The sequence below is a fragment of the Streptomyces sp. RKAG290 genome (assembly GCF_023701695.1).
Taxonomy (GTDB): domain Bacteria; phylum Actinomycetota; class Actinomycetes; order Streptomycetales; family Streptomycetaceae; genus Streptomyces.
The window spans coordinates 4,212,563-4,235,478 of sequence record NZ_JAJOZC010000001.1; the positions used below are offsets into that span (position 1 = coordinate 4,212,563).

At 70.4% G+C, this 22,916-nt stretch carries 19 protein-coding genes, 2 tRNA genes and 2 pseudogenes; 10 read left to right on the forward strand and 13 right to left on the reverse strand.

Annotation, left to right across the window (positions count from 1 at the left end; all coding sequences use genetic code 11):
* Positions 1-64: 64 nt before the first annotated feature.
* The 4 genes and pseudogenes from LNW71_RS18530 (at position 65) to LNW71_RS18545 (ending at position 4,153) form a co-directional block, all read left to right on the forward strand.
* A pseudogene (locus tag LNW71_RS18530) lies at positions 65-1,908 on the forward strand (MFS transporter).
* Between the two features lie 255 nt (positions 1,909-2,163).
* On the forward strand, positions 2,164-3,069 hold the full coding sequence (locus LNW71_RS18535; RefSeq protein WP_250969256.1) for an adhesin: 906 nt from the start codon (positions 2,164-2,166) through the stop codon (positions 3,067-3,069).
* A 122-nt stretch (positions 3,070-3,191) separates the two neighbouring features.
* Positions 3,192-3,707 (forward strand): hypothetical protein, encoded by a 516-nt coding sequence (locus LNW71_RS18540; protein ID WP_250969257.1) that lies wholly within the window; start codon positions 3,192-3,194, stop codon positions 3,705-3,707.
* Positions 3,704-4,153, forward strand: a complete 450-nt coding sequence (locus LNW71_RS18545) for a transcriptional regulator (protein WP_250969258.1) — start codon at positions 3,704-3,706, stop codon at positions 4,151-4,153. Before LNW71_RS18540 ends, LNW71_RS18545 begins: the two co-directional genes overlap by 4 nt.
* Before the next feature lie 4 nt (positions 4,154-4,157).
* Here the strand turns inward: LNW71_RS18545 and LNW71_RS18550 are convergent, their stop codons facing one another.
* The 3 genes from LNW71_RS18550 to LNW71_RS18560 form a co-directional block, all read right to left on the reverse strand.
* Positions 4,158-4,907 carry a class F sortase gene (locus tag LNW71_RS18550; protein ID WP_250969259.1) on the reverse strand — a complete coding sequence of 250 codons (750 nt, stop codon included), beginning with the start codon at positions 4,905-4,907 and terminating at the stop codon, positions 4,158-4,160.
* Positions 4,908-5,136: 229 nt separating this feature from the next.
* The gene (locus tag LNW71_RS18555) at positions 5,137-5,964 is read right to left on the reverse strand and encodes a hypothetical protein (protein WP_250969260.1); all 828 of its coding nucleotides are present in this window, start codon (positions 5,962-5,964) and stop codon (positions 5,137-5,139) included.
* Positions 5,965-6,277: 313 nt separating this feature from the next.
* Positions 6,278-7,600, reverse strand: coding sequence for a UDP-glucose/GDP-mannose dehydrogenase family protein (locus LNW71_RS18560; protein WP_250969261.1), 1,323 nt, complete (start codon positions 7,598-7,600; stop codon positions 6,278-6,280).
* A 339-nt stretch (positions 7,601-7,939) separates the two neighbouring features.
* On the opposite strand from LNW71_RS18560, the gene LNW71_RS18565 reads away from it, so the two are divergent.
* Positions 7,940-8,014, forward strand: a tRNA-Trp gene (locus LNW71_RS18565).
* A gap of 503 nt (positions 8,015-8,517) precedes the next feature.
* Here the strand turns inward: LNW71_RS18565 and LNW71_RS18570 are convergent.
* The 3 genes from LNW71_RS18570 to LNW71_RS18580 form a co-directional block, all read right to left on the reverse strand.
* Complete coding sequence (locus tag LNW71_RS18570) at positions 8,518-9,594, reverse strand: hypothetical protein (protein WP_250969262.1); 1,077 nt, start codon at positions 9,592-9,594, stop codon at positions 8,518-8,520.
* Positions 9,594-9,998 carry a DUF1963 domain-containing protein gene (locus tag LNW71_RS18575; protein WP_250969263.1) on the reverse strand — a complete coding sequence of 135 codons (405 nt, stop codon included), beginning with the start codon at positions 9,996-9,998 and terminating at the stop codon, positions 9,594-9,596. Before LNW71_RS18575 ends, LNW71_RS18570 begins: the two co-directional genes overlap by 1 nt.
* A 303-nt stretch (positions 9,999-10,301) precedes the next feature.
* Complete coding sequence (locus tag LNW71_RS18580; protein ID WP_250969264.1) at positions 10,302-10,910, reverse strand: hypothetical protein; 609 nt, start codon at positions 10,908-10,910, stop codon at positions 10,302-10,304.
* Between the two features lie 269 nt (positions 10,911-11,179).
* On the opposite strand from LNW71_RS18580, the gene LNW71_RS18585 reads away from it, so the two are divergent.
* Positions 11,180-11,539 (forward strand): hypothetical protein, encoded by a 360-nt coding sequence (locus LNW71_RS18585; protein ID WP_250969265.1) that lies wholly within the window; start codon positions 11,180-11,182, stop codon positions 11,537-11,539.
* Positions 11,540-12,502: 963 nt separating this feature from the next.
* Entirely contained in the window at positions 12,503-12,985 is a 483-nt protein-coding gene (locus tag LNW71_RS18590; protein ID WP_250969266.1) for a hypothetical protein, read from the forward strand.
* Between the two features lie 323 nt (positions 12,986-13,308).
* On the opposite strand, the gene LNW71_RS18595 is transcribed toward LNW71_RS18590, so the two are convergent.
* The 5 genes and pseudogenes from LNW71_RS18595 to LNW71_RS18610 form a co-directional block, all read right to left on the reverse strand.
* Positions 13,309-13,521, reverse strand: a complete 213-nt coding sequence (locus LNW71_RS18595; protein WP_250969267.1) for a hypothetical protein — start codon at positions 13,519-13,521, stop codon at positions 13,309-13,311.
* An 829-nt stretch (positions 13,522-14,350) separates the two neighbouring features.
* Positions 14,351-14,423, reverse strand: a tRNA-Arg gene (locus LNW71_RS18600).
* 695 nt (positions 14,424-15,118) lie between these two features.
* Positions 15,119-15,298, reverse strand: coding sequence for a hypothetical protein (locus LNW71_RS36985; protein WP_374119424.1), 180 nt, complete (start codon positions 15,296-15,298; stop codon positions 15,119-15,121).
* A gap of 314 nt (positions 15,299-15,612) precedes the next feature.
* A complete protein-coding gene (locus tag LNW71_RS36990; RefSeq protein ID WP_374119425.1) occupies positions 15,613-15,960 on the reverse strand; it encodes a hypothetical protein in 348 nt (115 codons plus the stop codon).
* Positions 15,961-16,209: 249 nt separating this feature from the next.
* Positions 16,210-16,347, reverse strand: a pseudogene (locus LNW71_RS18610) (FCD domain-containing protein); the annotation flags it as partial.
* Between the two features lie 307 nt (positions 16,348-16,654).
* On the opposite strand from LNW71_RS18610, the gene LNW71_RS18615 reads away from it, so the two are divergent.
* Positions 16,655-18,325, forward strand: a complete 1,671-nt coding sequence (locus tag LNW71_RS18615) for a class I adenylate-forming enzyme family protein (RefSeq protein ID WP_250972057.1) — start codon at positions 16,655-16,657, stop codon at positions 18,323-18,325.
* A gap of 4 nt (positions 18,326-18,329) precedes the next feature.
* Here the strand turns inward: LNW71_RS18615 and LNW71_RS18620 are convergent, their stop codons facing one another.
* Positions 18,330-19,607, reverse strand: coding sequence for a M6 family metalloprotease domain-containing protein (locus LNW71_RS18620; RefSeq protein WP_250969268.1), 1,278 nt, complete (start codon positions 19,605-19,607; stop codon positions 18,330-18,332).
* A 288-nt stretch (positions 19,608-19,895) separates the two neighbouring features.
* Between LNW71_RS18620 and LNW71_RS18625 the strand changes: the two genes are divergently transcribed.
* Both LNW71_RS18625 and LNW71_RS18630 read left to right on the forward strand, forming a co-directional pair.
* On the forward strand, positions 19,896-20,558 hold the full coding sequence (locus tag LNW71_RS18625) for a TetR/AcrR family transcriptional regulator (RefSeq protein WP_250969269.1): 663 nt from the start codon (positions 19,896-19,898) through the stop codon (positions 20,556-20,558).
* A gap of 163 nt (positions 20,559-20,721) precedes the next feature.
* Positions 20,722-22,254: an MFS transporter gene (locus LNW71_RS18630; RefSeq protein ID WP_250969270.1), complete on the forward strand. Its 1,533-nt coding sequence runs from the start codon at positions 20,722-20,724 to the stop codon at positions 22,252-22,254.
* A 114-nt stretch (positions 22,255-22,368) separates the two neighbouring features.
* Here the strand turns inward: LNW71_RS18630 and LNW71_RS18635 are convergent, their stop codons facing one another.
* Positions 22,369-22,881 (reverse strand): MarR family transcriptional regulator, encoded by a 513-nt coding sequence (locus tag LNW71_RS18635; RefSeq protein WP_250969271.1) that lies wholly within the window; start codon positions 22,879-22,881, stop codon positions 22,369-22,371.
* Positions 22,882-22,916 lie beyond the last annotated feature (35 nt).

A 22,916-nucleotide genomic window follows, 5' to 3' on the forward strand; every position in this document is an offset into this window, starting at 1 on the left:
GAAGCGTGCGCCTGACCGGCGTACGGAGCCCGGGGTACGGGACGGGGAGACGGGGAGAGCCGTAGTGACCACCGCGGAGCCGAAACCCGGCCGCGAGGCGGCCGACAGCAGAGGCATGAGGGGCAGCGACGGCAGTATGCGGACCAAAGTGCCTGCCCCGCGCGCCCCCGAGTCGGACATCGCCCCACCCGTTCTGACCCGCACCCAGCTGCTGCTGCGGCACCCGGTGACCATCGCGACGGCGACCGCCGCCGTCACGCACGTCCTCTGGTTCTTCTTCTTCGCGAACAGCGGCGGCGACATCGCGGCCCAGGACGCCTGGGCCGAGTTCGTCGGCCGGCACCCCGGTACCGCGTACAACCTGGCCTGGTACGGGGGCATGCACCCCGTCTCGTACAGCGTCGTGTCGCCGTATCTGATGTCGGCGCTCGGCGTCCGTACGACGATGATGATCGTCGGTACGGTCTCCGCGGGGCTGACGGCGTTGATCCTGGTCCGGGTGCGGGCCGTCCGTAATCCGCTCGCCTGCTCGCTGGCCGGTGTCTTCGCGTACCTGTGCAACGCGCTGTCGGGCCGCGTGACGTTCGGGCTCGGCATGATGTTCGCGCTCGGCGCGGTGGCTGCGGTGTTCTGCTGGCCGTACCGCTGGCGGTACAAGCGGTGGGCGAAGGCGGCTGTCGCCGCTCCCCTCGCCGGGCTCGCGACGGCCGGCAGCCCGGTGGCCGGGCTCTTCCTCGGTGTGGTCGCTGCGGCACTGTTCCTGAACAAGCGGCGGCCCGGGGCGTATGCGCTGGGGCTGGCGCCGGTCGTGGTGGTGGCACTGTCCGCGTGGCTGTTCCCCTTCTCCGGAACGCAGCCCATGTCGATCGCGACGCTGTCGCTGCCGTTCCTCTTCGCGGCCCTGACCTTCTTCCTCGTGCCGCAGGACTGGAAGACGGTGCGGACCGCGGCCGCGGTCTACGGCATCGGGACGCTGCTGACGTACGTGGTGGACTCGCAGATCGGCTCGAACGTGTCGCGGATGGCGATGCTGTTCGCCGGAGTGGTGCTGCTGGCCGCCCTGCCGTACGCGGAGCCACGCTCCCGGCGGTGGTACGCGCTGGTCCTGGCGTTCGCCGGGCTGAACTTCTGGATCGGGTTCAAGGGCGTCGACGACATCGTCAGGACCGCGCCCACCGCCTCGTGGACCCGGTCGCTGGCGCCGCTGGTCAACCAGCTCCAGCAGGTGGGTGCGGAGAGGGGCCGGGTCGAGGTGGTCCCGCCGAGCAGCCACCGCGAGGCGTCCGCGCTGGCGCCGTCGGTGAACCTGGCCCGCGGCTGGAACCGGCAGGCCGACATGAAGCGCAACCCGCTCTTCTACGACGACACCCTGGACGCCGTCAGCTACCGGCAGTGGCTCGACCGCTGGGCCGTGCACTACGTGGTGCTGCCGCAGGGGACCCCGACGCCAGTGGCGCGGTGCAGGAGGCGGAGATGGTCGGCAAGGGACTGCCGTACCTGAAGCCGATCTGGTCCAACGCCGACTGGCGGATCTTCGCGGTGGACAGCCCGGTGCCGCTGGCCAATCCGCCGGCGACGGTGGACGAGGCCGGTGCGGGGGAGCTGACCATCCACGTGAAGAAGGCGGGCCGGGTGCTGATCCGGATCCCGTACTCCCGCTGGCTCGCCCTGGTCGACGAGGACGGCAGGAGCCTGGAGCGGCCGCAGGAGACCGAGGCGTCCAAGCAGCGCGAGGGCGAGGACGTCCCGAGGGACTTCGCCAACACGAACGGCTGCCTGATCAAGTTGGACGAGGACGAGTACGGCGACGAGTGGACGGAGCTGCTCGCCCCGCGCCCCGGCGTGTACCGGCTGGGCGCGCCGTACCAGCTGCAGCCCGGCACGCCGTGCCCGGACGAACTGCGCTGACTCGTCGGCGCGCTGAGGCGTTGGGCGGGGCGCGTCGGTGCGTGGGGCGCGTTGGCCCGCTGACGCGTTGGGCCCGCTGGCGGCCCGCTGACCCGCTGGCGCTCTGACCCGCCGGCGCGCTGACACCTTCAGCTTTGCGGGGCGTACCGGAACCAATCACGCCCGATCCCTCCCTCAGGGCTGCAGGCCCTGGCATGGTGTGCAGCCATGAGGTGCCAACATTGCGGTGGTGAACGGCGGGGCGCGCTGCCGGGTATGGGCTGCCCCGACTGCGGTTCGGTGACCCGCTCGGGCGGCGGGGACGGTGGGTGGATCGCCCGGGAGACGCTCGCGGGCCGGATATCCACCCTGCCCAGAAGCCGTAAGGCCTGGCTGGCGGCGGGAGCGGTGGTGCTGACCGGTTCCCTGGTGACCGCCGTGTCGGTTCTCGCGTCGGCCGGCGGCGACAGCCGTACCGAGGCGGTGGGCCGCCCGGGTGCCGGACCGGGTGACCGCGAGGGCGGTGCCCCCAGCCGGATCGGCCCCTCCGACCCGGACACGGAGCCGGTCCCGCCTTCGGACCCGGACCCGTCGGATTCCGCGGCCGGCGCCGGCCAGACCTCGCAAGCACCCTCACGAGCGCCGTCCGGCTCGCCTTCATCGGAGCCCCGTTACCGCTACGCGGTGTGGGCCGGACCGGGCTGCTCGACGGGCGAGTACCGCGAGTACGGCCGTTTCGAGAACGGTGACGCCGGCTGGTACACGGTCGACTCGGGCGGCTACCGGGGCAGTTCGTGCGACGGCCGGTTCAGCGCGGTCCCGATGTCCGGCACTCCCGACGAGGACCGGGGCAGCACCGCCACCTGGTCCTGGCACCTGGGAGCCGGCTACCGGGAGTGCGCGCTGACCGTCTTCGTCCCGCGCTCGGACCGCGACCGGGACGTAGCCGGCAACCCCACCGTCTACCGGGTGCTCTCCGACCCCGACAACACGGACTCGGCCTACACGGGCTTCGCCGTGAGCCAGGTCGCGCACCGGGGCACCGAGGTCGACGTGAACACGTACCCGGTGAAGGGCGACACGTTCGCGGTGCAGCTGATCGACCGGGGCCGGGACTGGGGCAGCGAGAAGCTGCTGGGCGCGCATCACGCGGCCGCGCAACTGAAGGCCTCCTGCCGCTGATACCCGTGGCGAGGCGGTGCTGTTGCCGTCCTGAGGGCCAAGTACTTTCCGTGATGGAAAGTTGATGCGATGATGGCAAGTGTCAGGTCGCTCGTGCGCCTCAGGAAGGATTCGGTGTGCTCATGCCGCCGCAGGAGAGCAAGTCCGCGCCCGTGGGGCGCGACGGCCGGTCGGCAGTGGACGCCGAGGACGCGCTGAAGGGGGTGGAGGCGGCGAGGGAGCGGGCCCGTCTCCAGGCCGGGCTGACGCCGAAGTGGTACGGGCCGGCCGTGGCGGTCGTTTTGGTGCTGCCGAGCGCGGTGCAGGCCTGGAGCCAGGGCAGGGGCGGCCAGGCGGTCCTGGTGGCGCTCCTCGTGTCGCTCCTGGGCCTCGCCGCCGTATGCGCGCTCGTGCGGGCCGCCAGGAGGGGGACCGGGGTGCTGGTGACGCAGCCCTTGTCCGCGCGCCTGCGACGGAGCCGGATCGCCCTTCCGGCCGTCCTCGCGGCGGGGCTTGTGGTGGGAGGGTGCTGCTGGTGGGCCGGAGCCGGGGAGGCCGTGACCCGGATCGCGGTGTTCGCGGTGTGGGGCCTCGGCGTGTGGGGTGTGTCCGTTGCCCGTAACGCGGCGACCGAGCGGGCTCTGCGGGAGCTTGCGTGAACGGCGACCCGCCGAGAGGTGAGCGGGCCGCCCTGGACGAGACCATCCACAACCCGACCCGGCTGGCTGTGGTGGCCTTCCTCTCCGCGTGCGACGAGGCCGAGTTCGCCACCGTCCGCGACGGCTGCCAGGTGTCCGACTCGGTTCTCAGCAAGACCGCGTCGGCGCTGGAGGCCGCAGGCTACGTGGACGTCCGCAAGGGACACGTAGGCAAGCGCCCCCGAACGTGGCTGTCCCTCACGCCTGTCGGCCAGGAGGCGCTGGCACAGCACATCGCGGCGCTGCAGGACATCGTGGCAACGGCCCGGAGTGCGGGCGCGGGTGTGGACACGGGCACGGATGTGAGTGTGGGCGCGGGTGCGCAGGAACCTGTTGTCCGTCGACGGGGAGAACCGCGCACGGGCGCGAGAACGACTCCCGGCGACGGGTCCTCCGAAGGGCGGTAAAGGCCTACGTGTGGCTGCCCGTGAGAGTGGCGTAGACGACGACGTTGTCGGCGTAGTGACTGTCGGCCTTGGAGTAGTCGCCGCCGCAGGTGATCAGGCGGAGTCCCGCGTGGTCGAGGTTGCGGTAGACCTCGACGGTGGGGAACTTGTCTTTGGGATAGACGGCGGTCCGGTCGACAGTGAATTCGGCGGTCCGTCCGTCCGCACGGCTGACGTCGATGCGGTCGCCGGGGTCGAGCCGGCCGAGCTTGAAGAACACCCCCGGGGTGCCGTTCCAGGTGACGTGCCCCGCGATCACGGCGGGGCCCACCGCGCCAGGAGTGGCGCCCGGGCGGTACCAGCCGGCCTTGGCCGGGTCCCGCGGGGTCTCCATCGCACGGTTCCTGCCGAGTCCGAGTTCCTCCAGGGCGGAGGTCACCTCGAGCGAGGGGATCGTGATGCTGACGGGCCGGGAAGCGGGCAGCGCGCTGGCGTGCGCGGGAGGCTCGCCGGACGGCGTCGCGGTCTTCCCGCCGCTGTTCCCCTCGGCTTTCCCGCCCGGTTGCGCTTTCCCGCCCGGCTGCGCCGGGGGCTGCGCGGTGACGGCCGGGCTGCCCTTGTCGGCGGCGGGGGGCGGAGCGGGCTGCTGCCGGCTCGTTCCCAGAGCCAGCAACAGCCCGCCGATCAACAGCAGGGAGCCGGCGGTGGCGATGAGCGTGACATTGCGCCGCCGTGATGTCCTGCGGTGCTCGCTGTCCTCGTGGGTCTCGTTCATCGCGTCACCTGTCCCTGTGTCCGTTTCCCTGTGCTCGGCCGCGGCCGTGACCGGCGTGGACCGGGCGTCGATCGGTGTCGACCCCGGCCCCGGCCGTGACCGGGGTGGACCGGGCGTTGATCGGTGTCGACCGCGACGTCGACCGGGGCCTCTGTGCGCGGTTGTGACCAGGTGTCACCCGCCCTCGCCGTGACCGGCGGTGATCCGGCATCGATCGGTGCGGGAGGTCTCAGCCGTCGTGCCGGACATCGGCGACGCGAATCCGGCGGCGCGCGGCGAACAGGCCTCCCGCCGCGAGGACGGCCACGCCACCCGCTGCGAGCAGGCCCGGCGACTCCACGCCCTCGGTGCTGCCGCCACCGGTCTCGACCCCGCCCGCGGGCATCGAGCCGACCGCAGCGCCCTTGACCATGCCGCAGCTGGCGGGCGCGGTGGCCTCTTGGGGAAGCTTCGGGTCGAGCTCGCTCTTGCCCTTGCCGAAGTCGTACTTGGCGTTGCCGTTCGGGTCGATGCCGTGCTGGACGACGTGCAGATCCTTGATGTGGTCGGCCACGGCCTGCGAGACGGGGATCGTCCGGGAGTAGCTCAGCTTGCCGTCCTTGTCCGCGACAGGCATGCGGTCGACGGCGAGGCCGCTGTCCTTGGACGTGTCGCCCTTGGTGGTCAGGGAGATGTTGATGTCCCCGTACATCGGCACCCCTTCGGCGGTGCTGACGATGCCGTCGCCGTCCTTGTCCGCGCTCTTGTCCGGACAGCGGAAGTCGTGTCCGTCGGTCGAGCCGTGGATGTGCTGGGCGTGGGGCATGCCGGGCACCAGGCCCTCTGCCTCGATCTTCACGGTGAGCTTCCTGCCCTCCGTGCTCACCATGGCCGTGCCACTCGCACCCGAGTCGTTCAACTGCTCCAGGTCGATCTGATAGGTGTCACCGTCGGCCGCTTTCGTGGTGCTGCCGGCGGCGTGTCCGTCGTGGGCGAGAGCGGGTACGGCCACGCCGAGAGTGAGTGCGGCGGGCAGAACCAGCAGTGCGGTGAGACGGGTTGTACGGCGCGCTGTCACGAAGACGCATCCCCTTCCGGCGGCTCCGGCGCGAAGCCGGAACCGCGTTCGGTCGCTGATGTCGTCTATTCGGTGCCGTCGGAAGAAAGGATTGGTCCGAACACGACAACCTCAAGGGCGCCGGCCTTTGCGTCTGCGGACGCGAACGTCGTGCTCGTCGACCGGCACGGCGGCCTCGTCGACAGGCTCGTTGGCCTCGTCGACCGGCATGCGGCCTGGTCGTCAGCCTCGTCACCGAGCGGCCCGCGGCGACGACCTCGTCGACGACCGCGGCATCGCCGCCCCGGCCGGGGCCCGTGAGAGTCGCCTGCCGCTATTCCTGCGCGGGGCGGCCGAGTTGCCGTACGGTCCACCCGGCCGTGCGCCAGCTTTCGGCGTGGAGCAGGTTGCGGAGGTCCACCAGGACCGGGTCGGCCACCAGGGTCGCGAGCGCCTTGGCATCGGCGTCACGGAACTGCGGCCATTCGGTGGCGACCACGATGAGCTCGGCGCCCCTGGCGGAATCCACCAGGTCCTCGCAGTATTCGAGTTCGGGATTGCGCCGCAGCGCAGCGGTGACGGCGTGCGGGTCGTGGACGGTGACGTCGGCTCCGCGCTGGTGCATGAGGGCGGCGATGGCCAGGGCGGGGGACTCGCGTACGTCGTCGGTACCGGCCTTGAAGGAAGCGCCCCAGACGGTCACACGGACGCCTTCGACCTGCCGGCCGAGGGTCTCCTCGATGAGGGCGAGCGCGGCTGCGGGACGTGACTCGTTGACCAGTTCGGCGGACCGCAGCAGCGTGGCGGCGTCGAGTGCGCCGAGGGCCTGGGCGGAGGCGGTGAAGGCGCGTGCGTCCTTGGGCAGACAGCCGCCGCCGTATCCGGGACCGGCGTTGAGCCCGGCGCGGCCGATGCGGGGGTCGACCCCGATGGCTTCGGTGAGCTGGTGGACGTCGGCCCCGGCGGCGGCACACATGTCGGCGACGCCGTTGATGAACGAGATCTTCATGCCGAGATAGGCGTTGGCGGCACCCTTGATGAGTTCGGCCGTGGCCGGGTCGGTGACGAACAGCGGCACCTGGGCGCGCAGGAGCGGTGCGTAGACCTGCCGCATGACGTCCTCGGCGCGGGAGGAGGGGACACCCACGACGATACGGTCGGGGCGCAGGGTGTCCTCGATGGCGTGGCCTTCGCGCAGGAACTCCGGGTTCCAGACGACCTCGACCTCCTCCCCGGCGGGGGAGAGCCGGGCCAGCAGGGCGCCGAGGTCGCGGGCGGTGCCCACGGTCACGGTGGACTTGCCGACGACGACGGCGGGACGGGTGAGGAACGGCGCGAGGGCACGGGCCGCGCCGAACACCTGCCCGGTGTCGTAGCTGCGCCCGTCCGCGTCGATCGGCGTGCCGACCGCGAGGAAGTGGACGTCGGCGAAGGCGGCCGCCTCGGCGAGGTCGGTGGTGAACCGAAGCTGTCCGGAAGCGGTGTGCGTGGCCAGGAGTTCCGGCAGGCCCTCCTCGTAGATGGGACATTCGCCTGCGTTGAGCCGGTCGATCCTTGCCCGGTCGAGGTCCACGCCGATCACTTCGTGGCCGATCTCGGCCATCGCCGCTGCGTGCGGGATGCCCAGGTGGCCACATCCGATGACGGATACGCGCATGGTTTCGACGCTCCTGTCCTACTTGCCGCCCGGCGTGTCCGGGCCGCTCGCGGGCGCCACGCTAGCCGCCCGCGACCGGTCAGGACATCGGTGGGCGGTTGCTCAACCATGGTTTCCATTGCCCTGGTTGACGAGCGACGGCAGGCACTCGGGAGGCGGTCTCGGGCGGCTGTGGCCGCGCGCGAGGAAGCAGCCCTGCCGGGATCGCAGCCCTGCCGGGGCCGCAGCCCTGCCGGGGCCGCAGCCCTGCCGTGGCCGTCCCTGCGTCCCGTCCTGATGAGGCCCGGACGGGAAGACCAGGACGCGACGGAACCGGAGTCCATAGGATGGGGGCGAGGCGGAGCTGTAGCGCAGAGGTCGTCGCGCGCGGTCTCCAAAACCGCGAGGACGCCGGTTCGAATCCGGCCGGCTCCGCCTTCCCGCCCTGTCCGGCGTATCCCGTCCCGGATCAGGACGGTCCGGTACGGCGGCGCGAGCGTGCGGGGGCAGTCGCAGAACACCGGCCAGATCGATCACGAAGGTGAACGGCGCGGCCAGCTCTCCGGAGGAGCGACGGGAGACCCAGTCATCGAAGTCGGCCCTCGACCGGACGGCGCGCCCCTCACTCCCGGGACGGACCAGGTCCAGCAGCTCAGCGGGGCCGATGTACCGGAAGGGCGGATCCAAGAGATCACTCCAGTTCCTGTCGTTTCCTGTCGTTGGGTGCCCCTCTGCACGATGTCCAAGAGCAGGAGCAAGTCCGCGCCAGGCCATCGGTCAGAGGGGCGGCGTCAGGACGGACTCAACGCAGGACCGGACGTCCTCCATGACAAGGTCGGGGAGCACCGCAAGCGCCAAGTCCCGCCGCCGTACATGGGGGTTGCCGATCTCCTCCATGACCTGCGGCTGCCAAGAGGACAGTCTGCCGAGGGCGGAGTTCAGGCTGTCGGGTCATCGTCCACCAGGGCGGTCATGAGCGCCACGATGTCCGCGCGGACGGTGTGAACGGGGGCGGACACTGCGTCCAGGCGCTCTCGTACGTGCAAGCCGCGCAGGCCACAGACTGTCGCGAGACCTGCGAGGGCGAATCGGATGGCCTCGCTGTCCCGGTTCCGGAGCAACAGGAGCTCAGGCACCTCCCGGCTGATGGCTTGGCGCGTCAACTCAACGGCGGCAGGCTCCTGCCAGGGGGCGTCGAGCGCGGCGGTGCGGTCGGCAAGGGCGACGATCATCGAGGGCCCGGTCGCCGCGAGCCGCATCAGGTCACCGAGCAGGATCAACCTGCTTCCTGCGGGGACGGAGTCGTCGAGGACCAGCCCGGCCAGGAACGGCACGGCCTCCACCGTGTCATCGGTGCAGGTTCCCTGGTGGGCCACCGCATCGGCGAGGTCACCGAGGAACTCGTACGCGGACCCGTAGGACTCGCCGAACGCGAAGTCCTCACTGAGCAGCCAGGCCGCGGCCGCAGGCGGGTCGTCCGCACTGCCGTACATCCGCTCCGCGACCGCCTCCACGGAGCGGACCAGCATCGCCGGCTCCCCCACCTCGATGCGGGGCCAGGGCGGTGCGGCCGGTGGCCGTGCCGGCTCCGCGGAAAGGGGGACGGGGACGGGCACCTCCGCCCCGTCCTGCTCGTGCACGAGGCCCTCCCGAGTGAAGACCCGTTCCATGGTCTCCGCATGGGCCTCGCTGGAGCCGTGGTGAAATCCACCGTGGGCGCGCGCGACTCGGGCCATCCGTATCCGCTCGTCCCGGAGGAACGCCTCCAGCGCCATGCGTTCGTGCCCGCTGTGGACAGCCATCGAGAAGACGTTCCACCAGCCCTCCAGCTCGGGATCCGTCTGCGGGGTGCCGTACCAGAAGCTGGACTTGACGAACCGGAAGTGGTCCTGAAGCCGGACAGCCGTCAGTCGGTGTCCCATCCCGGCCAGCTCGGCCGCGACTGCCCGGGCGGCCTGCTCGGTGGGCAGGCGGAGTGTGTACTGGACGCCCCATGCGGGTGGCGCGGCGGCCATCAGCTGCACTGCCAGGTGAACATCGCGCGGTCGAAGCGCCGGTCCCTCAGATCCTGCGGTCGGATCAGCCAGTACAGGGTGCCGAGGCCACCCCATATCATGTCCGCCGCGGCGTCGCCGGCGAACTGCGCCAGGAGCACCCAGCCGGCCACCTCCTCGGCCAGACGCGGTTCCCGCCCGTGCGCACCGAAAGAATGCGGGCCGTGCCCCTCCCACTCGAGCCTGTCGGTACCAGCAGGCAGCCCCGGCACTCCACCCAGGCGGCCGACGACAGCATCTTCCCCACTCTGTGGCTCCAGCCGTACGCCGGGCCGCAGCAGACCGAGCCACTGCTCGGCAGCGTCGGGCGACAGGTGCTGACGAGCGAGCGAGCACAGGGCGTCGTCGCGGGAGACGTGAGTCATGTGACCGATCATGCACGGCGTCACTGACAGTCGGCACGGGGATGCCTTCTGATCCGTAGCTTCAGCCGGATCGGAGGGAGCACGGCTGCCTGCAGATCTGTAGTCCACCAGCCGGGTCGCCCGGCGCGACCGTACCGGCCACTGAACCGGCCAGGGAGGAGCGCTGCAAGGGCGCCCGGTCCGCCCACGGAGGGGTAGGCGGACCGGTTGACGATGAAGACTTGGCGTTCGGCGTGCGCCGGCCTCAACGCGGACAGAGCCGTGGCCTCGGCACGCACGCGCCGAGGGCGGGTGACGGCCGAGTCATGCCGCCTGGAGCACTTCGCAGGGGCAGTGGTGGAATTCCAGGCCGAGTTCGTGGTCCACGGCTGCGCTCGAACGCGTGGCGGCTTCGGCAACCTTCTCCCAGGAGCCGTACTTCATGTAGAGCTGGTCCGCCGTCGGGCCGAGCGGGTTGCCGTACTTCTTCTGGTTGCGTGCTTCCAGCTCCGCGACCTGTTCCGGGGTCATGCCGGCGCGGACGATGTCCTTGGCGTCGTTGCGCATCTGGACCAGCGTGCGGGCGATGTCCTCCTCCGAACGCCCTTCGGCGCGCATGGCGCACTCCTTGCGCTCCATCTCCTCAAGGAGGTGGTGGTACCGCATCCGCTGATCCCGGGCGACCTCACGCTGCTCCGGAGTCTCACTCCGGATCAGGCACACGACGGGTTCCGGGCTGGTGCAGTCACCGTGGTCCGGGGCGGCTTGGGAGACAGGGGCGACGATGACCGAACCGCAGCCGACGAACGACCGGCACGGGTGCGCCACGAGCCCGGCGGCGGAGGCGGACTGGAGGGGGAGGAAGACGGCTTGGGCGACGAGCAGCGTGGGTACCACGCGGCGGGCCAGCGAACGCAGACTGGTCAGTGACATGTGTTCATCGTTGGGCAGGCCACAACGACACCGAAGGATGGCGGGGCCGTAGTACCCCCAGTGGGCGGCCTGCTCCACTCCGCCGAGTGAAGCGAGGACATTTCTCCGTGAGCACCCGGCCGATCTGGCACGGTTGTGGCACGGGGTGACTTGTGATCCGAGGCTGAATTACTCAGGCGGGGGTGAGTACTTGGACTCTGGTTGGTCCCGGGGTGAGCCGGAACTCTTGAGCCATGCCACAAAGACCTGTGAAACTCGTTCCCCAGCTGATGGCGATCCTCGTGCTGATTGTGATGACGCTAGCGCTGTGGGCTGCCTGGCTGGGCTGGGACCAGCACCGTGACGTGCAACCTGATGGTTCGGTGACCGGCCCGTACGAGGCGTGGCAGGTGATCGGGCTGGTGCTGACCCTGCTGGTACCGGTGTACTGGGCGGCATCCCGGCGTTACATCGCGGGCGCCGTGCTCGGCGTCACCATCGGTCTGACCGGTGCCGCCTATTACGACTGGTCGGACGACTCCAGCGGACTGTTCATGGTCGGCGTGGGCATGGTCATGGTGGGCAGCCTCGTCGTGACCGGTGCCGTTTCCGCGGTGATCGCTTCCGTGACGAAGGCCGACCCAACCTGACGCGGATACCAGCGTGTCAGCAGCGGGACTGCCTGGACGGCGGACGGCGGACGGCGGACGGCGGATGGCGAATGGGGCGGCGCCGAGCGCTAGAAGGCGTCGTGCACGGTCTCCGGAATCGCGCGGACGCCGGATCGATCCGGCCGGATGCCGCCATCAAAAGTCCCCGGACCATGATCGTCCGGGGGCTTTTCGCTGGTAATCCCGGCAGGAGCCGAACCTGAGACACCCGCTCCAAGGGCGAGGTCGAGGTCGGGTGGCTGCTGGGATGAGCCGCGAAGAAGTGCACCAGGGCAAGTGCTCGCTCGCGCGCCGGTGTTGCCGCCGAGTCCCTGTGTGTCTCCGCCCGTTCTGGCACGCGAGTGGCATGGCCGCCTTCTGATCCGTAGCTTGAGAAGATCGGTCAGCGATTGTCAGTGCGGTCGCTTCTCGGCCCCAGAGAGTTGCTACCGGCCGGGGTGGTTACTGGGGTTGCGGTATGGCGCTGCCGGACCCCTAAGGCGACTCGGTGGGCTTGCCGCAACGGCGGTGCATCCCTCGGTAGATCACCCAGAGGCTGGCCAGGACAAGCACCGCTCCGCCGATTGGCCAACCCATGGAGGCTCCATCGCGGTAGTCCCTGATGCCGATCGCAAGAAGCACAACAGACAGGGGCAGCCCTGCCCAGTCGAGGGACCTGTTCAATCTCGTGGGTATCGAAGGCTCGTTCACAGCTTGATCCTTACAGGCGCTTGTGTCTGCCACCAGATGCGAATGCACCGCAAGGCGCAGCGCTTTGACCTGCGGACTCATCCTTATCCAGGGCGATCAAGGGGAGTCGTCGACATCGGCGGACCCGGTTTGTTGCTCGGCTGGCTGTCCGCTGAGGTTCGACATCGACCGCTGCCGTCCGCCCCTGTTGGTGTCAGGCACTGAGGTCAGGCATCCGGCCCGGCTGTCAGTGCTGCATGGCACTGTGCCGCCATGACGACAACGACGGAGCTCACCCTCTTCGCCGACTACTTCCAGATACACGTGTCCGACGCGGATTCGGACGGTGATCTGAGCGACGCATGGACTGAACAGGCCGTTGCCGATCACCTCGCGGTTGCACCGGATGCGCTTGGCATCGGCACAGCGGTCAATGTCAACGTTTCCGTCACTGTCGTCGTCCTGCCTCAGGAGCCGAGTGATGACAGCTCGGAATTCGATCACGTCGTCGAGGCCGGCCTCTATGTGTCGTTGGGTCACCTGACGGTTCTGGGCTGCACGGACTACGCCCCCGAAGCGGCTGCATTCGAGGTCCCGCCAGGCTGGAACCGCGTCCGCGTGTCCCGGAGCAACTTGGCCCGGGCAGCTAAGGCCGATGTCGACTCTCACGAGAGCCCCGAGACCACTGAGAAGATCCGCATCCAGGTGTGGGCGGCCCCGGAAAGCCCAGCAAAGATCATCAAGCGGTGGTCCTAGGTCGACGGAGTCTTTGATGGCTGCTGAGGCGGCAGCGCCGAGCGGACTCGGAGGCAGGCGCGCGGGAGCGGCCTGAGGCGAGTGCCTTGATGAGGTAGAGAAACCTGTAACAGCTCTCGGCGTCGGTCAGACAGAGGGCGAATCGGTCGCCAGGGGCGACTGGTGAAACCGGCTTGGAGGAGTCGCTGGTATGCCTCGGTCACATCGGCAGGCACGGGCTGGTGGATCGGGACGTAGTGGCACACCGATTCACCGCCGGGCTGATCGGGCACGAAGAGGCGTGGATCGGCCGTTCCCTACCGACGCGCCCGACGGTCTCGGAGCTAGGGGCGGTAGTAGCCGCGCACCGTCGGTGAAGAGCTATGCACTGCGGTGGAGCTGTAGGTAACTCGGTTGTTGTGCGCCTGTACCCGGCTCGCTTGCTCGATCAGGAGCCCGTCGACGTTCTCCGTGCGGTTGCGCCGCAACAACAGCTTGACGATCAAGGCAAACGCCGTCACTCCCATGAGTCCGAACATGACGCCAAGCTCGATCACGGATCCCCCTCTGTGGCTGCTCAGTTCATTCAGCGTGGGGTGACCATGACATGCACCTCGGGCTCGCGGTATCCAGGGCCGAAAAGCTTGAGGATCTTCTGAGCTCGGCCGGAGCGCCATGCGGGGCCAGTGCATTACGTGAGGCCTGTTAGCAAACCGCGCGGTCGGCGTAGCGACTCTGGCCGGCCCAGGGGGCCCAGATCGCCGACACCACCGCCTCACTTCCTCAACCCATCACTTGCCCCAGCTTCCATCTCGTCCGCCTTCGGCCCACCCTCCGTGGAGCGGGCGTGGTTCCTGGCGTCAAGGTGGAGCGCGACACTGTACGAACGACCTTGAGGCCATGGGCCGCGGCTGCTCGGCTCTGCCTGGGTCGAGGGTGGTCGGGATGGGAGCTCCACGACGCTCACCGCGAATCCGCCGGCACTCGCGGACGGCGCCCCGTCCCATCCCGGAGTCTGAGCGCCCCCGCCGGAGGTATGTCCTTGGCCCGCGGATCGGTCTCGGCTCATGCCCCTCGGGCCGAAGGCAGGAGCGCGGGAGCGGCCTGAGCCGGGAAGCGCGCCCGGCGGAGCGGAGCGCAGCCGGGTGCCTTGATGAGGTAGAGAAACCTGTAACAGCTCTCGGTGTCGGTCAGGCAGAGGGCGAGTCGGTCGCCGGGGGGGGGGGACTGGTGAACCGGCTTGGCGGAGTCGCCGGTACGCCTCGGTCACATCGGCAGGTACGGGCTGGCGGATCGGGATGTGGTGGCCCACCGCATGGCACGGCAGCGAGCATGCGAAAGGGCCAGTTCGAGAGGATCAAGCCTCCGAACTGGCCCTTGGTGCTGTGCCCCCGGCAGGATTCGAACCTGCGACACCCGCTTTAGGAGAGCGGTGCTCTATCCCCTGAGCTACGAAGGCCGGGGCCTGGAGGGAGCCTTGGTGAGGATCCGGTGGGTGGATCTTCGTCAAGGGCTACAGGCCCACTTGTCGGACGAGGGGCGTTGCTTCTGCGATCTTGCTCAGGCAGGCAGCGGAACGTACCAACGACTGACCAGGGACAGCCTAGCGGATCTGTGCCTGTGAGTGGCTGCCCCGTGGGGTTAGCGGCGTCGGGCGTGGGCTTTCGCCGCCTTGGCCTGCACGTTTTTGAGAGGGCGGTGCTGGCGATGCCGAGCTCGGTCTCAGGCTGCGGCGGTCTGCTCGGACGCTGCGCACCGTACAGCGGGCTCGGCGGGTGGCGTCGGGTCAGCCGCGTTCGTGCGGGTGGCCGGGCAAGTCGGCTCGCGGTCGTGATCCGGATGTGATCGGCGCCCCGTAATCTCCGCCTGGCCAGGGGGTGCGCGGGGTGCGCGGGCAGGGTGGGGGACGGGCATGACATATCGGCGTGTGGCGGTACCGGCGCTTGTCGGAGGGGTGCTGGTCACCGTGCTTCTGTGGTGGGCCGGGGCGAGTGCGCAGGCGTTGCAGTTGCCGGGCAGCAGTGGCGTGCTCGGTGGCCGGGTTGCGACTGAGTTCGGGCGCTGGCTCGCCCCGTGGTCGTACGATCCGCCGGGCCCGATCCTGTTCGGCGCCGGGGTGACCGGGGCCGATGGTGACCGCTACCTCAGGCTCTTTCACACGTCGATGCAGATCCGGTTCGGCGCGGTCTTCGCCTTCTTCGTGCCCGGGGCGATGCTCCTGGTGCGCAGGGTGCCGCCGGTGAACGGCCGCAGGTCGGCCCTGTTGCTCGCGGTGTGGGCCTGGGGTGTGGTGGCCGGGACCCTGGCGGTGGCCGTTTCGGCGCCGTGGCGCATCGCCGCGCAGGGGCACGCCAGTTACCGGTTTCTGCCTCAGCTCGCGAGTGTGATCTCCTCCGGGCGGCAGATCCTGGTGGTGGCCGCGCTGGTCGCCGCGGCGGGACCGTGCTCGCCGCGCGGGGCGGCGTCAAGGACATGGGGGCGCTGCCGCGCGAGGCCGTTCCCGTGCTGGCCGCCCGGTTGGGTGCCACCGCAGGGACCGCTGTGGTCGCGCTGTCCGTCGTGGTCCTGTCGTACCAGTCGGTTGCCGCCACCATCCAGACGTCCTTCGCGGGCAGCGGGCTGCTCGCGGAGCCGGGCGACCTGCTGCGTCAGTGGCTGCTGCTCGGCGCCTGGACGGGGCCGTCGGGTGTGCAGCTCGGCGACTGGCTGCTGTACCGGGCCTCCGACGTGCTGCTGCTTGTCGTGGTGTGGTGGTCGCTGCGGTGGCTGTCCGGACTACTCACCCGGGTCACCTTCCCGGCGATGGCGGTCGGCGCCGTCTGCGCGACCGTTCTGGGTCTGCTGGCCGGCCAGTTGCTACGGGTGGGTACGGGCGGGTCGGGCCTGAGCGCGGGGCTGCTGCAACTGTCCGCCGGGCTCGGCGAAGGCGTCCCGGCGGCCGTGACCTGCGGCCTGGCGGCGGGGATCGTGGCGGCCGCGACGCTGCGGACGGCCATGCGTCGCACGGGGGCCAGGGGAGCCCGGCTGGTCCGGACTCTCCGGAGGCCGTTCAGGCCGCGCCTGCCGTCCAGGAGTGAGCGAGCGTGCGGGCGGTCGGGCGCGACTGCCCCCGACACCGACCCCCAGGGCGTGCTGTTCCAGCATGTGCGGCAGCACCGAGCCGTAGCTGAACATGTCGGGGCCGTCGAAGAGGACGACCAGCCGGCACAGGGCGATTGCCAGGTGTGCTCCCGCCCCGAGCCGCGTCAGTCGTCGCGCAAGGCGCCGATCACGCTGCCGAGGTGGGCGCGGACGGCTGCTTCGGCCGCCTGCGGGTCCCTGGCCCTCATCGCCTCGATCACGGCCAGATGTTCACTCAGGGACTTCTGTGGACGTCCCGTATGCCGACGGAGTGGTGGCGCGTGCGCCGGTCCGGGGCGGAGGGGGAGTGGCGCCGGGGGGTGCGACGAGGTCGGGCGCCGGGCGCCGGTCGCTCCCTTGACGGGGGGCGGGTGCGGGCATAGCGTCGCGAAAGCCCTGAGCAAGCGCTTAGAAAGGTCGTTCGTGCCGCACACCGACCCGACCCCAGCCACACCGGCTCCCGAACCTTCCGCAGGGGCGGCAGCGCCCACCGCCGAGGCCGCCGCAGCCGCTGCCGAGGCCGCCGAGGCCGCCGCCCGGGTGGAGGCCGCGCTGACCGGTCCCGACGGCATGTTCGCCGTCGTGCGGGCCGAGGACGGGCCGCAGGCCGGCTCGCTCGTGTACGCGGAGGGTCCCAGGACCCTGCGTGAATTCGTGGAGACCACCTGGGCGTTCGGGGACCGGACGTTCCTGATCGCGGGGGAGCGCAGCTACACCTACGCCGAGTTCTTCGCCGCGGCGTCGGCGCTCGCCTGCCGGCTGAGCGAGACGTACGGACTCAGCCCGGGCGACCGTGCCGTGGTCGCGATGCGCAACCATCCGGAGTGGCAGATCGCGTTCTGGGCCGCGCAGCTGGCCGGACTGGTCGCCGTCCCGCTGAACGCCTGGTGGACCGAGGACGAGTTCACCTACGCGCTCGACGACTGCGGACCGCGGGTGCTCCTTGTCGACGGGGAGCGGATGCCGCGGGTCGAGGCCTGGGCCGCCAGGTCGGGGGCCCGCGTGATCGTCTTTCACGACGAGGAGCGCGAGGGCCGTGAGGCGAGCGCGGGCGCCGTCGAGTGGTACGAGGACCTGCCCGCGCCCGATCCGCTCGCCGCACCCCCCGAGGTCGAGATCCGGCCCGAGGACGACGCGACGATCATCTACACCTCCGGCACCACCGGCAGGCCCAAGGGCGCCGTCGCCACGCACCTCGCCCAGGCCGGCGCCGCGCGCAACCCGCGGTTCCACGCGGCGGCCTCCGCGCTCAACAGGGGCATCATCCCGGGACAGGGCCCGGCGCCCGTCGTGCTGCTGACGTTCCCGTTCTTCCACGTCGCCGCGTTCACCAGCTTCTACGCCGCCATGTCGGCGGGCGGCACCCTCGTCCTGATGCACAAGTGGGACGCGCAGGAGGCGTTGAAGCTGATCCGTGAGCACGGCGTCATGCAGTACGCCGGAGTGCCGGCCACCGCGCTCCAGCTGCTCGCGGCGGCCGCCCTGGACGAGGACGGGCTGGAGAGCCTCCAGATGCTCAACACGGGCGGTGCGGCGGCCCCGCCCGACCTGGTCGCCAGGCTGACCGCCCGCTACGGCGAGCGGATCGAGCCGCGCAACGGCTACGGGCTGACCGAGACCAGCGGCGGCGTCCTGGCGAATTTCGGCGCCGGATACCGGCTGCACCCAGGCAGTGTCGGCCGGCCGACCCCCACCACGGAGGTGCGGATCGCCGGGCCGGCAGGTGAGGCGCTGCCCGAGGGCGGGATCGGTGAGCTGTGGCTGCGCGGCCAGGCACTGGTGCGGGGCTACTGGCAGGACGAGGCCGCGACGGCGCGGGCGTTCACCGACGGCTGGTTCCGCACCGGAGACCTGGCGGTGGTCCACGAAGGGCGGGTCAGCATCGTCGACCGGATCAAGGACATGGTGATCCGCGGCGGGGAGAACGTGTACTGCGTCGAGGTCGAGGCCGCGCTCCACGACCACCCGGATGTCGAGGACGCGGCGGTCCTCGGGGTGGCCCACCCCGTGCTGGGCGAGGAGGTCGCCGCGGTCGTCCGGCTCCGCCCCGGCGCCGGCGCCACGGCCGAGGAGCTGCGGGCGCACGTCGGGCGGAGCCTGGCCGCGTTCAAGGTCCCGGCCCATGTGCTGGTGTCCGCGGAGCCACTGCCCCGCAACGCCACCGGGAAGATCCTCAAGCGGGAGCTCCGCGGTCCGGTGGAGCAGGAGGTGCGGGCGGGGCAGGAGGTCAGCGGGGAGTGAGCGGTCAGGGGCGGGTGATCCGTACCCGGTAGTTCCCCTGGGAGTCCTTGTCGATCACCGAGATCTGTACCCCGTTGGCCCGGTCGGTGAAGGTCTGGCCGGGCTGGAACGGGGCATCGGAGAGCTCGGCGTGCACGTTGGGCTGCCGGGTGCAGCCGCTGCTGTCCTTGGTGCTGTCGGTGACGGACACGGGCCCCTGGCCGGTGTCGACGTCCGAGCTCACCTTGTAGATCAGCACCCCGGGCCGGCAGACCGCCTGGTCGTTGCCCGCCTGGGTCCGCACCTCGACCGCGTAGCCGGACTCCGCGGTCAGCGGCACGAACGCCAGCTTCGTGCCGCCGGTGGTGGCCAGCGGTTCGAGGACGTGGTCGCTGACCCCGGACCGGGAGGCGCAGCTGATCTGGCTGTTGTCCAGCCAGCCGAGCTTCCACTTGTGCCAGCCCAGCAGGTCGTTGTTGGCCCCCCAGTCCTCGGACATGATGTCCCAGTGCCCGACCGAGCCGCCGCCCTCCATCGTGTAGAGGTCGGGCAGGCCGAAGACGTGGCCGTTCTCGTGCGGCAGGACGCGGTATCCGGTCTGGGCGTACGACCCCGAGCCGTCGTCCTGGCGGCTGTAGACGAAGGACGTGTTGGCGAGCGGTACACCGTCCGCGTACGGGGCGTCGTCGTTGCCGGAGAACGTCACGGACAGCACGGTGTCCAGGGCGGACGGGCCGGCGTTCGGGCTGACCAGGACGTTGACCAGGTCGTACGCGCTGAAGTCCACCCTCGGGTCGGCGGCGGCGATGATGTCCTGGACGAGGTGGCCGTAGCCCGGTTCGTACGGTGACCCGCGCTCGATTCCGTAGCCCGAGAACGGCAGTGGCATCCGCAGCCAGGTCTTCACCGGGGATTCCGGGACGTAGGTGAGCCGGCCGTAGGAGCTGGTGCGGAACCAGTCGGTGGTCTGCGGGAAGAATTCGGCGAGCCGGTCCATGGCCGGCTCCGTGCCGGGCGCGTCCGGGAAGTCGACCATCAGGTTGAGCGCGTGGATCTGGCCGGTGGAGCGGGAGTAGCCCGGCTGTGTCGGCAGGCCCTCCGACATCTGTACGCCCATGGCCGCGGATATCCGGCACGGGCCGAGCTCGGTCGATCCGGTGGTGGCCACGGGTCCCGCGGAGGCCCGGCTGGGGAGGGGGAGCGAGCTGCTGGCCGAGGCCAGTGCCGCGATGACCAGGGCTGTTGCCGCGCCAAGGACGACCGGGTGGCGGTGCTTGCGTATCCGGTGGCGGGGCTGGTGCATGAAGGCGCCTTCGGGGCCGCGGCAGCCGGCCGACCCTGGCTGCGCTCTGGCGATCAGCCTGTGACGGGTGGCGCGGCGCCGCCCGTTGGGTGCGCCGAAGGGGTGGGATTCTCCCGTTTCAGGGAGGTGTGATGCAGGTCACATTAAGCCGGGAAATAACCGGGGATCCTTTCCCCGTTTACACCGGTGTCCCTGCGAAACGGGGAGGCGGTCCCCGGTTACCCGGAGAGGCCGCCCGAGAACCGCACAAGCCGAAGCCGGAAGACCGGAAAGAGAAGGAGCGCCGCCGTGGACACCGTCGCCCGCACCGCCGCCGGAACCGCGCAGTCCCGTACGCCCCGCCCGCGGGCCGACGCGCTGCGCAACCGGGAGCGGATCGTGACGGCCGCGCGCGAGATGTTCGTCGAGTTCGGGCCGGATGTGCCGCTCGACGAGGTCGCCCGCCGCGCAGGCGTCGGCAACGCCACTCTCTACCGGAACTTCCCCGACCGGGCCGCACTGACCCATGAGGTCGTCCTCGCGGTCACCTCCCGCACCACCGACCGCGCCGAAGAGGCCGCGAACGAGGAGTCGGACCCCTTCGTCGCGCTCACCCGCTTCGTGCACGCGGCGGCCGACGAACGGATCGGGGCCCTGTGCCCGATGCTGTCCGGCGGCTTCGACAAGGACCATCCCGAACTGCTCGCCGAGCGTCGGCGCCTCGAAGAGGCCGTCGAAGGGCTCGTCGCGCGCGCCATGTCCGCGGGGCGCCTGCGTACCGACATCGCCGTCGGTGACGTACTGGTCGCCCTCTCCCAGCTCACCCGGCCGCTGCCTGGCATCGCCTGCCTGGACATCGACCGGTTCACCCACCGTCACATCCAGCTGTTCCTGGACGGACTCGAGGCCCCGGCCCGGTCCCGACTGCCCGGAACGGCGGCGACCTTGGAGGATCTGCGGCGCCGGACATGACAGGCGCGCCGGGCTCCTGACACGGCTGCCCGGCCGCGCGTCCGCCACGCCTCGACCACCCCTTCCTTCCGACCCACGCCCGCCCCTCGCTTTCACCGAGCCTTCACCGCATTCACGGTTCACGACTCCGCGCGCCCAGACGCGTCCTTAGGTGGCTACTCCCATGTCAAAAACAGCTGATGTCCGACTCCCTGATCCGAGTCGCTGGAAGGCGCTGGCGTTCATCGCGCTCGCGCAGTTGATGGTCGTGCTCGACGCCACGATCGTGAACATCGCACTGCCGCACGCCCAGACGGACCTGGGCATCACCGATGCCAACAAGCAGTGGGTCATCACGGCCTACGCCCTCGCCTTCGGTGGACTGCTGCTCTTCGGAGGGCGCATCGCCGACCTCTGGGGCCGTAAGCGCACCTTCGTCGTCGGTCTGATCGGCTTCGCGCTGGCCTCCGCGCTCGGCGGGGCCGCACAGAACCAGGGCATGCTCTTCGGTTCGCGCGCCCTCCAGGGTGTGTTCGGCGCACTGCTCGCCCCCGCGGCGCTCTCGCTGCTCGCGGTGATGTTCACCGACGCCAAGGAGCGCGCCAAGGCGTTCGGCATCTACGGGGCGATCGCCGGTGGCGGTGGCGCCGTCGGCCTGATCCTCGGCGGCCTGCTCACCCAGACGCTGAACTGGCGCTGGACGTTCTTCGTCAACGTCCCGTTCGCCGTCATCGCCGCAGCCGGCGCGTACTTCGTGATCCGCGAGCCGGCCGGCAGCCGCAACCGTTCCTCGCTCGACATCCCCGGTGTCGTCCTGTCCGCACTCGGCCTGGTCTCGCTGGTGTACGGATTCACCCGCGCCGAGTCCAGCGGCTGGTCGGACCCGGTGACCATCGGTACGTTCGTCGCCTCCGTCGTGCTGCTGTCCGCCTTCGTCCTGACCGAGTCCAAGGTCAGGTCGCCGCTGCTCCCGCTGCGCGTCGTGATGGACCGCAACCGCGGTGGCGTCTACCTCTCGCTGGGCCTCGCCATCATCGCGATGTTCGGCCTGTTCCTCTTCCTCACGTACTACCTGCAGGTCGTCAAGGGCTACTCGCCGATCAAGACGGGCTTCGCCTTCCTCCCGATGATCGCGGGAATGATCACCGGTTCGACGCAGATCGGCGCCCGGCTGATGACGCGGGTCCCGGCCCGCAAGCTGATGGGACCCGGGTTCCTGACCGCCGCCGTCGGCATGCTGCTGCTCACGCAGCTGCAGATCGACTCGTCCTACGCGGCGGTCATCCTGCCGGGACAGCTGCTGCTGGGCCTGGGCATGGGTACCGCGTTCATGCCCGCCATGTCGCTGGCCACGCACGGCATCGAGCCGCGTGACGCGGGTGTCGCCTCCGCGATGGTCAACACCTCGCAGCAGGTCGGCGGTGCGATCGGCACGGCGCTGCTCAACACCATCGCCGCCTCGGCCGCCACGGCGTACGCCACCTCGCACGCCGCGCTCGGCGCCACCGACCCGGAGCAGCTGAAGCTCCAGGCGATGGTGCACGGCTTCACCGGCGCCATCTGGTGGGCCGTCGGCATCCTGGTGGTGGCCTCCGCGATCGCGGTGACCTTCATCAACGCCGGCCGCCCGTCGATGACCACGACGTCCGGTGGCACCGGTTCCGGTTCCGCCGACGGTGTCGAGGACGAGGTCAGGATCCCGGTCGTCGCTCACTGAGCCACCGGGCAAGGCGTCCCGTGACGTGAAGCGCACGCTGCCCCGGTTCCGTTCGACGGAACCGGGGCAGCGGTGTGTGCGGGGTGGGGCGGTGGTGCGTGCGGTGCGGGTGGATCAGCGGAGCCAGGGCAGGTCGGCGTCCGTGCCTTCCGGCTGCAGCCCGGCCGCCATGACCCGCATGATCTCGCCGAGCGAGTGCACCTGCTCGGGGGTGAGCCGGTCGAACATCGCCTGGCGTACGGCGGCGACGTGGCCCGGTGCCGAGCGGCGGAGCATCTCGTGGCCCTCGTCGGTGAGGACCGCGTTCTGGCCGCGCTTGTCCGACGGACAGTCCTCGCGGCGGACCCAGCCGTTCTTCTCCAGCCGGGCGACCGCGTGCGACAGCCGGGAACGGGTGATCTTGGCGTCCTTGGCCAGCTCGGTCATCCGCTTCTGACGGCGGGGCGCCTGGGAGAGCTGCACCAGCAGTCCGTAGTAGATGTGCGGCATGCCGGCATCCCGCTGCAGCTGGCGGTCGAGATGGTCCTCCAGGAGCGTGGTGGCGTGGAGGTAGGCGCGCCACACGCTCTGTTCGTCGTCGGTGAGCCAGCGCGGCGCACCGGTGGATGCCGTGGTCATGTACTCCACTGTACGACCTTTTCTTGAAAGTTGAACTAGATAGA